Below are 13,637 nucleotides of genomic sequence, written 5' to 3'. Positions count from 1 at the left end.
TTGTTTAGCAACCTATTATTGGATTAGTCGATGTTAATAGGTGCCTTAGTGAGTTGCTCAACTGTTTGGTTTGATTGTTCTTGATTTAAGCCCGGCTTAATTTTTATTGCCTAGAAATGTTCAGTTACATTGGCGGGTTTTTGAAACTTACTGAACGATTTCTTTGGAAGCCCAGCGATAGACACTGTATGGGTCATTTCTACAGCTTCTATAGTAAAAATCGGAACCAGGGTTGTTCGGGTTTTCATCAAGTTTCCTAAGGTTGAGTCGAAAAACTCAGTGATAGACATGTCAGTCTCACTGGGTTCGAGTAGTGGGGCTTATCCAATAAAATGGCTTGGCTACATAGCCAGTCCCACTATCAGTTGTGAAACCTATGAAACTCAAGCATCAATTGTGGGCAGCATTTGGCGGTATGTTCTTAATGATTCTGTCATTAGGACTTCTGGCTTATTGGAGTCTTGGGACTCTGCAGGATCGTACCGAGGAAATGGCATCGGCTGCTCGTAAGGTCCAGCTCTCCCTCGTAATTCCCGGTATTCTTAACTTGAACCGCGAGCGCGCTATCAAGAGTTTATTCCTTGATGATCCAGAAGATATTCGTGCTCTGGATGCTGAGCGTGCGCGAACGGTTCAGCTGAACGACGTTTATCTCAAAGAGTTCGAGGCCAGCGTCAAGGATCCTGAAGGGATTGCCTTGCTACAAACCATGCGGGAAAAGCGAAAGATCTATCTGGATTCGTTAGCGGCGTTCGTTCAGAAATCCAAAGGCGCTGACCGTGCCACGCTGATGGCTACGGTAGATAGGGAGCTGGGCGATAAGGTGAAGGCGTATCAGGACGCCTATAACACGATGAGTGACTATCAGGCTGCATCCTTGAAAAAGGACCAAGAGCTTGCGACTAACACGGTTAGCCGGGTTCGTACCCTTGTCATCGTGACGCTGTTGATTGGAATTCTGGCTTCCCTGGCATTGATTACCTGGATCACTCGATCTGTCTTCAGAACATTAGGTGGCGAACCTGCCGATGCGGCGCGTAGCGTTGCATTGATCGCTCAAGGTGATCTGACTCAACCAATCCCCAGTAGCCGCCCTGACAGTCTGCTTGGGCACCTGGAAGCTATGCGGTGTGAGCTTAACTCGGTTATTGCTCGCCTGAAGGGCGGCGCAGACCGGCTGGTCTCCTTTTCAGGAGAGTTGGCGAAGGCTTCGGAGACCGTAGCGCAAGGCGCTGGGCGTGGTAGTGATGCTGCATCAAGCATTGCTGCCTCCATCGAACAGATGACCACAAGCATCTCGGATCTTTCAAATAATGCATCTGCTGCAGCAGAAACAACTCGCCAGACTGGCCAGATTGCTGCAAGCGGTAGCTCTACCGTTATGGACCTTGCCAATGGTATGGCTACATTGTCTGTCAGTGTAAGGGACTCGGCTGGCAAAGTGGCTGAGCTTGGGCAGCAGTCAGATGAAATCCGCTCAATCGTAGGACTGATCCAGTCCATTGCTGATCAGACCAACCTCCTGGCGCTAAACGCGGCTATCGAGGCGGCTCGGGCCGGTGAACAGGGTCGAGGTTTCGCTGTGGTTGCAGATGAAGTGCGATTGTTAGCGCAGCGTACGACGCAATCAACACAAGAGATTGCCAGCAAAATCCAGGGTATCCAGAGCAACGTCAAGGCTGTGGTTGCGATCATGGACCATAACGTAGAGCAGGTCACTCAGGGCGAGCAGCTGGCCAGCCATGGTGCTGAAGCAATCAGTACGATCCAGAAAGCTACAGAAGAAGTGGTCAGTATCGTACGAAACATCAGCGATGCGGTAAGGGAAAATTCTACTGCCAGTCAGGAAGTTGCTCGCACGGTAGAACATATTGCAACCCTATCCGAGCAGAACAGCCATTCGTCCAATGAGGTGGCAGGCACAGCCAATGAGCTGACTGAACTGGCTCATGAATTGAGCCGAATTTCAGCGCAATTCAAAACGCGCTAAGACAGGGCTCCATGATGGCATCGCGCATTGATAATGTTGTGATGCCATCTACTTTCCATATTTGGCTCTGCATCTGCATATAAGCTAACAGCTCTTGTAATCAGAACACAGGTTGAGCTAATCGGGCCGGTTATATACACAGCAATTTTATTGGCACTGGCTGGGTGATTATTGCAGTGGAGCCTTGGTAACGGCTGCCATAGTTGGTTGGTCAATGCTGGACTGCACTTACACTATAAGCCCTTAATTTTATGAGTATCTTGTTTACTGCTCATGGTCTTTCTTCAACGGTGAAGGAACCGGGTGGGACGGCAGTACCAAGGAGTCAAATGCTATTCTTATTGCCAGGACATAACCTTTAATCGACCTGATCCCGGTCCGCGGGATTTAAGTAGCCCAGGCGATTCGCTTAGGTTTCTTTCATTACACAAAGGAAAGGGCTCGCCATATGCCCCAATCATCGTTGTGCTCATGGGTGGCGGCCGGCGTTATTGGGCTGACAGGGGCAATCGCTGCCGGGTCGGGTTATGCGCAGGCGTTAGAAGTACGACCAATAAAGGTAGGGAGACATGCCGTAACGGTTGAAGTGGCCGACACGGCTGAAAAACGCCAACAGGGTCTTATGCAACGCACGCACCTGCCCGACACACAAGGCATGTTGTTTGTATTCGATCAACCCAGGAAAGCCTGTTTCTGGATGCGGGATACTCCATTGCCGCTTTCGGTTGCATTTGTAGACGAGCGGGGGCGTATTCTTGAAATACAGGATATGGAGCCACTGAGTGAAACCGTCCACTGTGCTTCTGCCAAAGTCGAAAGAGCATTAGAGATGAATCAAGGCTGGTTCGAGCGGCATGCCATCAAAGCTGGAGACAGGATACAGGGTTTGTAAGGCATCGCTGCGCTAAGGCACTTGCCAGATAACTAGCCGGCCTATGGCTGAAACCTGGGCCTGCAGAGCGGCAGTGTCTACCGTTGAAAGACCGGGGCTGTTCTTTTCATAGGGACACGATGAAAGTCTTGATTATCCCGGATTACGAACTCGTATTGTCTGAACTTGAATACGATCCCTATGCTCAGATCCCATTGAATTACATGGTGTAGTTCAATGATGTATTGCTTGTCACTTGCGATAAAAAGGTGTGCACCGCTCCGACTTTAGGAGCGGTGCACATGGATTAGCCAAATTGCAGACCGTAACCCCAAAGCAATACGGTCATCGCCATCAGCAGTTCCAGCACGAGCACGCCAATGGCCAGTGTCGAGCCTGACATGATGAAGCCTTCACGGCGATCGATATTCAGAAAGTTCGGGATACCTACATAGAGCAGGTAGGCGGTGTAGCAGAGCCCGGCAATCCCGGCCAATGCACACAGCCAGACCAGCGGGTAAAGCGCAACAAGGCCGCTTAAAAACATAGGCGTAGCAATGTAACCTGCAAAGACTACGCAGCGTTCCTTGCTGGGCCGGTCAGGATAGCGCCGTGCCAGCCAGTGAATCACACTGCCCATCACGTAAACGGCACCCAGCATCAAGGCGTAGGACATTACCCCTATCGTGAAGGCTGTCCAGGGTGACAGGCGAAGAAGATGATTACCGCCAAAGCTCCAACCCAGTTGGGTCGTGCCAATAAAGGCGCAGACTGCTGGAATCGCAGCCAACCAGAGGATGTGATGCGCATACGCATGGGAAACCGACTCCCTCTCGTTATCGATCTGCTTCCATTCACGATCAGGATGGGCCAGAAGGCCCCAAACGTGATTGATCATGACACACCTCACTTTCGCCGAAGGACGCTATCGGCGAAACGTTGTAGGTCCTCCGCAGCAGGCCGCTGCGAGAGGTGCGGCCTGTTTTCAGTATAGAAAGTCAAAATGCTTGGTCAGGTCATTGCTATGAGCATTTGGTCATAAGTAACAAACCTTAAAGATCAAACTGAAATGAGGATATCGGTCACGTGTTTACTGACCGATGAATGGTCTACCTGAGCTGGGCTAGGCGTTATAGAGCCGATAGGCGGTAATGCCTGATGTCAGGTCGCTATCAGGAAGTTTGATTTGCCTCTCACTTTGAAAGTGTGCGCTGGAACTCAACCTCCTCGCTCTGGATCATAGGCCGATCCCGCCATGCAATCGGCGACCCTTCGCCCGCCCAATCAAGCGTGGGCACAGACCTTACCGAGTGACGGATCACAGCATGCGCTATTTGTGTTCAGCTTTATTGACTTCATGGCTGCTGGCCTCGCCCACGTGGGCCATGACAGAGCAAAGCAAGGAAACCTCCCTGATCAGCAAGGCTGATCAAACGAGCCTCACGGAAAAGCCACGTGCCAAGCGTAAGGGCGGTGTTCGTCTCCTGACATTGAACACCAAAGCAGGCAAAGCGCTGGAAGTCCGCAATGATATGGACGTACCCGTAACGGTGACGGTGCGCTTGAGCCGTACTGTCAATGTAGGCGGGGTTGGTAATGGCGTGATTCGCCAGACGGTCCCAGCCAATAGTCAGCTTCGTGTGGCCACGCTACAGAAACGTCAGCAGGGCTTCCCGATGCACTATGACCAGGCGTTCAGCTTTTCTCCTCATTTCGCACCAGGCAGTGGCGGCGGGCTGGGCAACCCTAACAGTTTGGCCAGTATTACGGCTGGCTACGCCTATTCCTTGCCCTGGCAGGGCGGTCCGTTCTTCATCAGCCAGGGCGCGAACGGTGACTTCAGCCACCATACGCCCAAAGGCCGTTATGCCGTGGATGTCGCCATGCCTGAAGGCACGCCCGTCGTGGCGGCGCGTAGCGGTACTGTCATCGAGATCCAGAATCGCCAGTTCGGGCATGGACCGAGTCCATCAGGCAACTTTGTTCGTATCCAGCATGATGATGGCACGCAGAGTGCCTATCTGCATCTCAAGCGTGGCTCGGTTGTCGTAAGGGAAGGGCAGAAGGTTACGACAGGCACACCCCTGGCGCAGTCGGGCAATACCGGACGCAGTACCGGGCCGCACCTGCATTTCGTGGTTCAGCAGGGCGAGGGGGATGCGCTGGTGTCCATTCCTTTCCGCTTCGCCAGACCTGTAGGCGAGTTGCCCAACTTCGCGCTGGGTGGGCAGTAAACATCGCATGGCGGGGCCCGCTTGCCCCGCCTGCCTATCAGCGTGAAACGATCAGACGAACGCCCAGCGCGACGAAAATGCCGCCTGCGACTCGATCGAGCCATAGCCCAATACGAGGCTTTCGCTGCAGCCATTGCCCGGCTGCGCCCGAGAAATATCCCAGTAGACCAAACAGCACCGCCGCCTGAAGTGTGAACAGTACGCCCAGCTGCAGGATTTGCAGACTGGCATTGCCCTGTTCGGCAATCACGAACTGCGGCAGAAAGGACAGGAAGAACAGCACGACTTTGGGATTGATCGCATTGGCGAACAGACCTTTGAAGAACAGCTTGCTCAGCGACTCATCGATCTGAACATCATTGTTGATACGCGTCTGCCCGGTGCTGCGCAGCGCCTGGATACCAAGCCATATCAGGTAGAGCCCGCCGGCAATCTTGAGGGCAGTGAAGGCCGTGGCCGAGGCGGCAATCAGCGCACTGACGCCCAGCGCGGCCAAGGCGGTATGTGCCAGACAGCCGAGTGCACAACCAAATCCAAATACCATGCCGCGCAGTCGCCCCTTGGAGACGCCAATACCCAGGACCATCAAATTGTCCGGGCCCGGCGAGGCGGTGATCAGAAGGGCTACGGCCAGAAAGCTTAAGAATTGCTCAGGTGAGAGCATGTGAATCATCTCTTCTCATGATGGGGAGCAAGAGATAGTGCGGGGAGGGCGGTACGACGTAAAGGGGGGAGGACGATCTACAGTAGTACCACGCCTCGTTAAAGATCCATAAGCGAGGCGTGGCGTGCTGTTGCGTTACATCAACCGAAGCGGCCGGTGATGTAGTCTTCGGTCTGCTTCTGCTTGGGCTTGGTAAAGATCAGGTCTGTCGACCCCACTTCGATCAATTCACCCAGGTACATGAACGCAGTGATATCCGAACAGCGGGCGGCCTGTTGCATGTTGTGGGTCACGATCACAACAGTGAACTGCTCTTTCAGGTCCGTGATCAGCTGTTCAATCTTCATGGTTGAGATCGGGTCGAGCGCTGACGTGGGTTCGTCCAGTAGCAGTACGCGGGGACGCAGGGCAATGGTCCGGGCGATACACAGGCGCTGCTGCTGACCGCCGGAAAGACCCAACGCGCTCTGCTGGAGCTTGTCCTTCACCTCATCCCACAATGCCGCGCCGCGAAGGGCCTGCTCTACGCGATCGTTCATTTCGACGCGCGACAGTTTCTCGTGATGGCGAATGCCATAGGCCACGTTGTCGAAGATCGACATCGGGAAGGGCACCGGCTTCTGGAATACCATGCCCACAGTGCTGCGCAGGCGGCTCAGCGAATACTTGGGATCGAGGATGTTTTCCCCATCGAGCAGAATCTCGCCGGTAGCCTTCTGATTGGGATATTCGGCGTAGATGCGGTTGAAAATACGCAAAAGCGTGGACTTGCCGCAGCCGGATGGGCCAATGATCGCAGTGATCTTGTTGGCCGGGATATCCAGGTTGATGGATTTCAGCGCGATATGGTTCTTGTACTGGAACCCAACGTTGCGCGCGCAGATTTCTGGCATATGCGTCTGAAGATTGCTCATTGGGCACCTTTATTACGGGAGAAAACGAAACGGGATAGAAGGCTCAGGACCAGAACAAAGATAGTTAGCAACAGCGCACCTGCCCACGCCAGCGCTTGCCAGCTTTCGAACGGGCTCATGGCGAACTGGAAGATGGTGACCGGCACACTTGCCATTGGCTTTAGCAGGTCGGAGTTCCAGAACTGGTTGCCAAAGGCGGTAAACAACAGCGGCGCCGTTTCACCGGTAATGCGCGCCATGGACAGTAGAACGCCTGTTACCACGCCGGCTTTGGCCGCGCGTAGCAGGATCTCAATAGTGACTTTCCACTGCGGGATACCCAACGCCAGGGCCGCCTCACGGAGAGAGGCAGGCTGCAGCTGAAGCATTTCGTCCGTGGTCCGGGTCACCACTGGAATCACCAACATGGCAAGCGCAAGTCCACCGGCAAAGCCCGAAAAGCTGATCGAGCCGTTGGTGAACTGGTTCATCGGGATCACGACGGCGGTGTAGACGAACAGACCGATCACGATGGACGGGGCAGACAACAGGATATCGTTCACGAAACGAATCACCGTGCCCAACTTGGAGGTACGAGCGAACTCGGCCAACCACAGTCCAGCCAAGATGCCGATAGGCGCACCAACGGCCAGGGCAAGCAGGCTGATCAGCACGCTGCCATACAAGGCGTTGGCCAAGCCCCCTTCGGCGCCGGGCGGTGGCGTCATCTCGGTAAAGAGCGTCAGGCTCAGCGCACTACCACCCTTGATCAGGGTAGTGGCCAGAATCCAGACCAGCCAGCCAAGGCCGATGATCGCCGCCGCGCTGCTGAGCGTCATGGCGATGGCGTTCTTGATCTTGCGTGTGCGATAGAGGTTTTCGTTGACGGCCATCAGTTACCTGCCCGGCGCGACATACGCGCCAACATGAGGCGGGCCATCATCAGCACGATGAACGTGACGACGAATAGCAAGAAGCCCAGGGCGATCAGCGAGGAGCGATGCAAATCAGTATAGGCCTCGTTGAACTCGTTAGCGATGACCGAAGCAATGGAGCTGCTGGGCATCATCAGCGATAGGGACAGCTGGTGGGCGTTACCCAGTACGAAGGTCACGGCCATGGTTTCTCCAAGCGCCCGTCCCAGGCCCAGGAAGATACCGCCGACGACTGCTGAGCGAGTGTAGGGAAGAACGATATCCCAGCAGACTTCCCATGTCGTCGAGCCCAAGGCATAGGCCGATTCTTTCAGCTGTTGTGGAACGGTTCGGAAGACCTCGTACATCACCGATGTGATGAAGGGCAGAATCATGATCGCCAGAATAATGCCGGCGCTCAGCATACCGATACCCAGCGCCGGGCCTTGGAAAAGACCGCCGATAACCGGGATGGCGCCTAGATAGTCATTGATCCAGGGCGCCAGATACTCCGCCATGAACGGGCCGAATACGAACAGGCCCCACATCCCGTAGATGATCGAGGGGATGCCGGCAAGCAGTTCGACTGCGGACGCAACCGGCGTACGCAGCCAGGGTGGCGCGATTTCACTCAGAAACAGAGCGATGCCAAAGCTGACCGGTACGGCCAGAATCAGCGCAATCAGAGAGGTAACCAGTGTGCCATAGATAGGCACCAGGGCGCCGAAGCGTCCGTTGACCACATCCCACTCGCTGCTGGTCAAAAAAGACCAGCCAAAGGTGGTAAAGGCCAGGCGACCGCCCCAAAGTGTGGATACAGCCGCACCAAGCATGACGAACAGGACAAGCAGTGCAGCGGTCAACAGGGTAATACGGAACCAACGGTCATGACGCGTATCGCGTCTGGCACGCTGCTCTCGTTGTTCCCGGGTGGCGGTCGTATAGGGTATAGCGGGCATTTTTCAGGATCCTTCAGCAGTGCACCCCGCCTCGATGATCGAGGCAGGGTGCACGGGGAGGGGCAGTGGGGAATCAGCTCTTGAAGTCAGATGCCCAATACGCCTCGATCTTCTTGACCAGGGAGTCCGGCAGCGGAACGTAGTCCAGTGCAGCGGCATCCTTCTGGCCGTTTTCCAGGGACCACTTGAAGAAATCGAAGGCGACCTTGCTACGCTCGGCGTTCTTCGGCTCCTTGTACATGATCACCCACGTCGTGGCAGTGATTGGCCATGCGTCAGCACCTGGCGCGTTGGTCATCAGCAGGTTGAAGTCCTTGGAGGCGCCCCAGTCTGCAGTATCAGCAGCGGCCTGGAAGCTCTTCGCGTTGGGCTCAACAAAGGTGCCCGCCGCGTTTTTCAACTGAGCGTGGGACATCTTGTTTTGCAGGGCATAGGCGTATTCCACGTAACCAATGGAGTTCTTGATCTGCTTAATGTAAGCAGAAACCCCTTCGTTACCCTTGCCACCTACACCGGTCGGCCAGTTGATGGTGGTGCCGAAATTGACCTTTTCCTTCCACTCAGGGCTAACCTTAGCCAGGTAGTTGGTAAAGTTGTAGGAGGTGCCCGAGCCGTCGGAGCGGTGTACAACGGTAATGTTGGCCGAAGGCAGCTTCAGGTCCGGGTTCAGCGCGGCGATGGCCGGGTCGTTCCAGGTCTTGATGGTACCCATGAAAATCTTGGCCAGGGTTTCGCCGTCCAGCTTCAACTGGCCGGGCGCAATACCTTCCACGTTGACGACCGGTACGATACCGCCGATCACGCTGGGGAACTGGCCCAGACCTGACTTTTGCAGATCGTCAGTGCTCAGCGGGGCATCGGAGGCACCGAAATCAACCGTGCCCGCCTTGATCTGAGCAATACCGCCGCCCGAACCAATGGACTGGTAGTTGATACGGTTTTGGGTTTTCTGGCTGTAAGCCTGAGACCACTTCGACAGTACCGGATAGACGAAGCTGGAACCGGCGCCTGTAACGTCTGTGGCATGAGCGACCGTGCTCAGGCAGAGAGCAGACAGAAGAGCGGCAAGACGGAAAGTGCGAGTGGCGTACACGATGCCTCCTAGGCATGTCTGGCTGTTAAGTGAGGCAGAAGCTAGTTTGTGTACGTGAAATTAAAGCGACAAATATGTTACAGAATTATGAACAAGCGGCACTGAGCCATCAGGAGATTGTATCCAGGCGTGTTTTTCAGCTTTTAAATTGTCTTGATCCCCCTGAAAACAAAGGGTTCCGGAGGATATGGAAGGTTTATCCGAAATTTTTTGTCTATTTGTGCAAACCGACCGTGTGGGTGCTGTCACGGTCGGTTTTAAGACAGGTTATTACGTGAGTCAGCCTGGAAGGCTTAACGCGGTGATTCGGCATTACCTTCTTTCTGAGGGTCTTTTTCAGCTTCCTCAAGGCGCGCGGCATGATCGGCTTCTGCCGCGGCGGCACGCTCGGCATCGGCTGCCTGCTGATTACCGGCGGCTTCATGCTCCTTGGCCTTTTGCGCGTGTTCAGCAGCCTCCTTGCGATGGTCCTCAGGCTGGTCATCACACCCGCCGAGTCCTGCCAGGGCCAAGGCTGTAAACAGGATGGCTAACCATTGGCGCATGGTGTACTCCCCTTCACATAATGATGTCGCTTGGAAGACAGTCGCTTTGCGTTAGTTCCAGCGAAGGCCACGCAAGCGGCTGTCTGTGGTGGTTGAGCCTGAAAAGTGAGAACTACGGCAATGCTTGAGCAGAAAAAGCTGTGGCGGTAGAGGCGATGGGTATCGCTGTACTCCACCCATCGTGCGGGCGCTACGAAATGAGCCGTAGCGCCATGACCGGGCTTAGGTGTTGGCTGTCAGGACCTCTTCCATCCAGTGCACGACTGCTTCGCCATCGATGCCCATGCACACGTCGACGAGAGGTGACTGGCTCCACCGGTCTCCCACGAACTGGCGGCCTTCGGGTGCAAAGACGGTCTGGCCTTCGGCAAGCCCCTCGGTTATCACGTTCAGGTGGCCGCGTACGGTCTGGAACCACTCCGGATGACGCAGGAACGCTACTGCGCAGCTGTCATGAGGCGTACAGCCGTCTATGTCCAGGGCCGATTTGTAGAACTTGGCATAGAAAGCGTAACTATGGGCCAAGAGTGGACCCAGGGTGCGGTGCGCTTCGGTGATGCGCTGCATGCGCACCGGATCAAGGCAGGTGCGGTGGGTAACGTCCAGGCCTACCAGCGTGAGCGGCCAGCCAGCCGTCATGACGCGGGCGGCTGCATGCGGGTCGGAAAACATGTTGGCTTCCGCCAGTGGCGTAACGTTGCCGCCCTCACGGATCGAGCCGCCCATGACGATCACCTGCTTTACGCGGTGGATAACCTCTGGATCAAGCTCCAGGGCCTTAGCCAGATTACCCAGCGGGCCGACAGCCACCAGGGTGATCTCGCCGGGACGCTTGCGAGTTTCCTCGACAATGAACTCGGCCGCACTCTGGGACACCGCCTGACGCGTCGGGGCGGGCAGGTTCAGATTGCCCAGGCCGTCATCGCCATGCACATGGGCGGGAACAGGGTGAGGCGTTTTTTCCAGCGGAGTACCCATGCCCTGGGCCACGGGAATGTCCTGACCCGCCAGCTCGACAAGCGATAAGGCATTACGCGTGGCCGTCTCGATCGAGACATTGCCGAAGGTGGTGGTCAGGCCAACCACTTCGATGCCCGGATCAGCCATGATGATGGCAATGGCCTGGGCGTCATCAATGCCCGGATCGGTGTCGAAAATGATAGGGGTTGTCATGCGGTCATGTCCTTCTTGCTAAAGTGGGTGGTGGCGTTTGCATCAAGGCGCGCCAGGACCCGATAGGGGCACGGTAACTTTGCCTGTAGAAACGAGTCCACTGTTTCCTGCCTTTTTCTGGCCGTTACGGCCTTCTGCAAGAGGACGATAAGCATGATTAAGTCTCAGGGCTATGCCGCTCATTCCCCTCAGGATCAACTGGTGCCGTACAACTTCGACCGGCGTGATGTAGGCCCACACGATGTACAGATCGATATTCTGTACTGCGGCGTCTGCCATTCGGACCTGCACACTGCGCGCAATGAATGGAAGAACACGCTATACCCGTCAGTACCGGGACATGAAATCGTTGGCCGTATCGTAGCGGTTGGTGATCATGTGACCCGTTTCAAGGTAGGCGATCTGGCTGGTGTAGGGTGCATGGTCGACAGCTGTCAGCAATGCTCTTCCTGCAATGAAGGGCTGGAACAGTATTGCGAGAACGGTTTCGTCGGTACCTATAACGGGCCGGTCTTTGGCGGCGAGAATACCTATGGCGGTTACTCCGACAATATCGTCGTCAGCGAAAAGTTTGTTCTGAAGATCACCCATACCGAAAATCTGGCTGCTGTTGCGCCGCTTCTGTGCGCTGGCATCACCACCTATTCGCCGCTCAGCCACTGGAAGGTCGGTCCGGGCAAGAAAGTAGGTGTTGTTGGTCTGGGCGGCCTGGGCCACATGGCAGTCAAGATTGCCCATGCAATGGGCGCTCATGTTGTATTGTTCACAACCTCGCCCGACAAGAAGGAGGACGCGCTGAGACTGGGTGCTGACGAAGTAGTAGTGTCAAAAAATCAGGACGAGATGAATGCACACCTGAACAGCTTTGATTTCATCCTCAACTGCGTAGCTGCCTCGCACAACCTGGACGCGTTCATTTCTCTGCTCAAGCGTGACGGCACCATGACGTTAGTGGGCGCGCCCGCTGAGCCGCATCCGTCTCCCGAAGTGTTCAACCTGATCTTTAAGCGTCGCCAGATTGCCGGATCGCTGATTGGCGGAATTGCCGAGACCCAGGAAATGCTGGATTTCTGTGCCAAGCACAACATCGTCTCCGACATCGAAATGATCAAGATGCAGGACATCAACGAAGCCTACGAGCGCATGCTCAAGGGGGACGTGAAGTACCGTTTCGTGATCGATATGGCCTCGCTGAAAGAGGCAGCTTCTGTGGCCGCCTGATCACTGACAGACAAAAAGCCCGCTTTGTGCGGGCTTTTTTATGGGTGGGGTAGAAGGGCCAGTCGCTCGAGTTCAGCCACAACATGTCTTACGCGTGCCTCCACGGTCATATCACCTTCCAGCCTAAGCACCGGGCAGGTACGCTGGCACAGCCAGACGGTATGGTTAGCAAGGCTCCTGCTCCCAACCGCGGGACCACTATCGTATTGAGCAGCCCAGTCCAGAACTCGGGGCTGGCTGAGCCGAAACGGGCTTCCTCCCGTGCCTTGAGGCGGGGGATGCGGATTTCAGCGGGCAGGTAAAGAAACACAATCAGGTCGAACAGGTTTTCGAGGGAGTCCCCGTAGTTCATGATCGAGCCGGAAATAATCACCGTCTCACTGACCTGCATGTCTTTAATCAACAGCGCATTACGCTCGGACTTGTCGCGTCGCTGGGTATAGGGTGTTTCAGTGGGTAACCAGTAATAGCTATCTGCGTCCAGGGCCACGCCATGCAGACGGTTGGCCAATGCGGCACCCAAGGTTGTTGTACCAGACCCTGATGCGCCCGTAATCAGTATGTTCATAAAGCAGGCTTCACTTTGGAGATGAGGGCAGGGCAGAAAAGCGCTACATGGTACAGAGCGGTTATTTAATAGTTATTCCGGAATAGTTAGAGCGACTAACAAAACCTTTCTAATGAGCACAGCCAGATGATGCTGCAGACTAGGGATAGAGTGCTCGGGAGTATCAAGCCTGCGCTCAAATCGGATACGCATTTCGTCCGTCGCGGCTAGCCAGCTACTAAGATTGATTAATCCACTTGTAACGGACTGTTATCTCTGGCCTCTGTTCAGAAGTTTGACAGATCGCCTTTTAAGATAGGTTTCTTAATTAAAGGCGGGCAGGCTCGGACAGCAGTAATACAGTTAGCTAAAAAAGCAGCAGAATAGACTACTGAAAAGCCGGAAATTCCAATCCTTCAGTACCGGGGAACAGATCTTGCATCTGATCAAAATTTTAGGGCTTTGATCAAGGGAGTGACAGAAAAGCGTTCTTTATCTCAAGCAATGACCATATTAGTGGAAAGTCATTTGCC

The 13,637-nt window shown here is 54.9% G+C and carries 13 protein-coding genes; 4 read left to right on the top strand and 9 right to left on the bottom strand.

The window, feature by feature from the left end:
- Positions 1-376 precede the first annotated feature (376 nt).
- Positions 377-1,990 carry a methyl-accepting chemotaxis protein gene (locus QWJ10_RS13135; protein WP_019367403.1) on the top strand — a complete coding sequence of 538 codons (1,614 nt, stop codon included), beginning with the start codon at positions 377-379 and terminating at the stop codon, positions 1,988-1,990.
- Positions 1,991-2,438: 448 nt separating this feature from the next.
- Positions 2,439-2,882, top strand: coding sequence for a DUF192 domain-containing protein (locus QWJ10_RS13130; RefSeq protein ID WP_019367402.1), 444 nt, complete (start codon positions 2,439-2,441; stop codon positions 2,880-2,882).
- A gap of 286 nt (positions 2,883-3,168) precedes the next feature.
- Here QWJ10_RS13130 and QWJ10_RS13125 read toward each other — a convergent pair whose 3' ends face one another.
- Positions 3,169-3,759: a Yip1 family protein gene (locus QWJ10_RS13125; protein WP_010795791.1), complete on the bottom strand. Its 591-nt coding sequence runs from the start codon at positions 3,757-3,759 to the stop codon at positions 3,169-3,171.
- A gap of 427 nt (positions 3,760-4,186) precedes the next feature.
- Here QWJ10_RS13125 and QWJ10_RS13120 point away from each other — a divergent pair, with 427 nt between their 5' ends.
- Complete coding sequence (locus QWJ10_RS13120) at positions 4,187-5,095, top strand: M23 family metallopeptidase (protein ID WP_019367401.1); 909 nt, start codon at positions 4,187-4,189, stop codon at positions 5,093-5,095.
- A 37-nt stretch (positions 5,096-5,132) separates the two neighbouring features.
- Here QWJ10_RS13120 and QWJ10_RS13115 read toward each other — a convergent pair whose 3' ends face one another.
- The 7 genes from QWJ10_RS13115 to QWJ10_RS13085 all read right to left on the bottom strand — a co-directional run bounded on the left by QWJ10_RS13115 (position 5,133) and on the right by QWJ10_RS13085 (position 11,336).
- Positions 5,133-5,768 (bottom strand): LysE family translocator, encoded by a 636-nt coding sequence (locus QWJ10_RS13115; RefSeq protein ID WP_019367400.1) that lies wholly within the window; start codon positions 5,766-5,768, stop codon positions 5,133-5,135.
- 131 nt (positions 5,769-5,899) lie between these two features.
- Complete coding sequence (gene pstB / locus QWJ10_RS13110; protein WP_230382260.1) at positions 5,900-6,652, bottom strand: phosphate ABC transporter ATP-binding protein PstB; 753 nt, start codon at positions 6,650-6,652, stop codon at positions 5,900-5,902.
- A 17-nt stretch (positions 6,653-6,669) separates the two neighbouring features.
- Positions 6,670-7,545, bottom strand: a complete 876-nt coding sequence (pstA, locus tag QWJ10_RS13105) for a phosphate ABC transporter permease PstA (RefSeq protein WP_197872591.1) — start codon at positions 7,543-7,545, stop codon at positions 6,670-6,672.
- Positions 7,545-8,525: a phosphate ABC transporter permease subunit PstC gene (pstC, locus tag QWJ10_RS13100; protein ID WP_019367398.1), complete on the bottom strand. Its 981-nt coding sequence runs from the start codon at positions 8,523-8,525 to the stop codon at positions 7,545-7,547. Before pstC ends, pstA begins: the two co-directional genes overlap by 1 nt.
- A gap of 73 nt (positions 8,526-8,598) precedes the next feature.
- Complete coding sequence (gene pstS, locus QWJ10_RS13095) at positions 8,599-9,621, bottom strand: phosphate ABC transporter substrate-binding protein PstS (RefSeq protein WP_026004024.1); 1,023 nt, start codon at positions 9,619-9,621, stop codon at positions 8,599-8,601.
- Positions 9,622-9,911: 290 nt separating this feature from the next.
- Positions 9,912-10,163, bottom strand: coding sequence for a hypothetical protein (locus QWJ10_RS13090; RefSeq protein ID WP_019366389.1), 252 nt, complete (start codon positions 10,161-10,163; stop codon positions 9,912-9,914).
- A gap of 222 nt (positions 10,164-10,385) precedes the next feature.
- Positions 10,386-11,336, bottom strand: coding sequence for a nucleoside hydrolase (locus QWJ10_RS13085; protein WP_019366390.1), 951 nt, complete (start codon positions 11,334-11,336; stop codon positions 10,386-10,388).
- A 153-nt stretch (positions 11,337-11,489) separates the two neighbouring features.
- On the opposite strand from QWJ10_RS13085, the gene QWJ10_RS13080 reads away from it, so the two are divergent.
- A complete protein-coding gene (locus QWJ10_RS13080; RefSeq protein WP_289926941.1) occupies positions 11,490-12,557 on the top strand; it encodes an NAD(P)-dependent alcohol dehydrogenase in 1,068 nt (355 codons plus the stop codon).
- Positions 12,558-12,663: 106 nt separating this feature from the next.
- Here the strand turns inward: QWJ10_RS13080 and QWJ10_RS13075 are convergent, their stop codons facing one another.
- Positions 12,664-13,125 carry an AAA family ATPase gene (locus tag QWJ10_RS13075; protein WP_289926940.1) on the bottom strand — a complete coding sequence of 154 codons (462 nt, stop codon included), beginning with the start codon at positions 13,123-13,125 and terminating at the stop codon, positions 12,664-12,666.
- Positions 13,126-13,637 lie beyond the last annotated feature (512 nt).

Source organism: Pseudomonas sp. WAC2 (assembly GCF_030403525.1).
Lineage (GTDB): Bacteria > Pseudomonadota > Gammaproteobacteria > Pseudomonadales > Pseudomonadaceae > Chryseomonas > Chryseomonas luteola.
Note: the sequence above shows the minus strand (reverse complement) of the source record. Positions and strands in the feature narration are given on the sequence as shown.